2 protein-coding genes are annotated in these 1797 nt (G+C 61.6%); both read left to right on the forward strand.

Annotated features, from left to right (window positions below):
• The coding region (locus ACFFNA_RS36900; protein WP_378924970.1) for an ABC transporter ATP-binding protein at positions 1-543 on the forward strand (543 nt) is incomplete at its 5' end.
• Between the two features lie 48 nt (positions 544-591).
• Positions 592-1797, forward strand: a 1206-nt coding sequence (locus ACFFNA_RS36905; protein ID WP_378924972.1) for an LLM class flavin-dependent oxidoreductase, incomplete at its 3' end; no start/stop codon positions are given.

The following is a 1797-nucleotide window of genomic DNA, read 5'->3' on the forward strand; positions in this document are numbered from 1 at the left end:
TCCGGCCGGCTCGAAACGCCCGATAAGAAATCGGTGGTGTTCCAGGATGCCCGACTGTTGCCATGGAAACGAGTGCTGGAGAATGTGATTCTTGGTCTCGACCTACCGGACGCCGCCAAACGCGGACGGGCAGCTCTCGAAGAAGTTGGCCTGGGCGGCCGTGAGAACGCTTGGCCGGTCGAGCTCTCTGGTGGCGAGCAGCAGCGGGTGGCATTGGCGCGCTCGCTGGTCCGTGATCCCGAACTGCTGCTGGCGGACGAGCCGTTCGGCGCACTCGACGCACTGACCCGCCTGCGCATGCACGATCTGCTGCGTCAGCTTTGTGCCCGTCACCAACCGGCGGTCCTATTGGTCACCCATGACGTTGACGAAGCCGTAACGCTGGCGGACCGGGTTTTGGTTCTCGACAAGGGCGGGATCGTCGCCGACATCGCAATCGATATCCCAACGCCACGCGATCATGGCGATCGCCGGTTCGGCGAGATTCGCTCCGAACTTCTGCGTCATCTCGGCGTCGAGACGAAGCCTGTGCTGCCGGTCTGACCGGTCGAAAACCTGTCGCTCAGAGTCACCACCCAAGAGGACCCCCATATGCCCGCCGAATCACGACAGTTGAAGCTCAATCTTTTCATCTATCCTGGCGGCCATCATGAAGCCGGCTGGCGCTACAAGGATTCCGCCCCTGAGAGAGTGCTGGACATCGCCTATTATCAGGAACTGGCGAAAAAGGCCGAGGCGAGCAAGTTCGACGCGCTGTTCTTTGCCGATGGGCCGGCGCTCGCCGACAACATCCGTTACGCAAGCCGCTTCAGGCTGGAGCCGCTGACCTGGATTTCGGCGCTTGCCGCCGTGACGCAACGCATCGGCTTCATCGCGACCGCCTCGACCACCTACAACGAACCCTATAACCTCGCCCGGCTGTTCGCTTCGGTCGATCATCTGAGCGGCGGGCGCGCCGGTTGGAACATCGTCACGACGGGTGATGCGTCCGCCGCGCTGAATTTCGGCTTTGACCGACATCCAACCCATGCCGACCGTTACGAGCGCGCCGGCGAATTCGTTGATGTGGTGACCAAGCTCTGGGACAGTTGGGAGGACGACGCGCTCGTCTCGGACCGGGACTCTGGAATTTTTGCCGACACTGACAAGATCCACTCAATCAATCACATCGGCAAATATCATCGGGTGAAGGGCCCGCTCACGCTTCCGCGCTCACCACAGGGGCGTCCGGTCTACGTCCAGGCGGGTTCATCGGAAGACGGACGATCATTCGCAAGCCGCTATGCCGAGGCGATATTTACAGCCCATCAAACACTCGGCAACGCGCAGGAATTTTACGCTGACATCAAAGCGCGCGTGAAGTCGGTTGGCCGCAACCCTGACCACGTCAAGGTCTTGCCCGGCATCAGCCCCTTCATCGGTTCAACCGAGGCGGAAGCCCGGGCACTGCATGACGAGTTCAATGAGCTGACGCAGCCGGAATACTCTCTTCACCAGCTACGCCGCATCGTAGACGCCGACCTTTCCGGCTACGATCTGGACGGGCCATTTCCGCGCGAGCTCATCCGCGTCGAGGGCGAGCGCGGCGCGAGCAGCCGCTTCCACGTCGTACTCGACATCATTGAGCGCGAGAATCCAACCATCCGCCAGTTGCTGCACCGCCTCGCCGGGGCGCGCGGGCATTGGGTGCAAACCGGGACACCCGAACAGATCGCCGACAAAATCCAGGAATGGTTCGACAATGGTGCCGCGGACGGCTTCAATATCATGCCGCCCTATCTACAGGGCGGGTTCGAC

Origin of the sequence: Mesorhizobium kowhaii, assembly GCF_042431665.1 — a bacterium.
In the GTDB taxonomy this organism is placed as follows: domain Bacteria; phylum Pseudomonadota; class Alphaproteobacteria; order Rhizobiales; family Rhizobiaceae; genus Mesorhizobium; species Mesorhizobium kowhaii.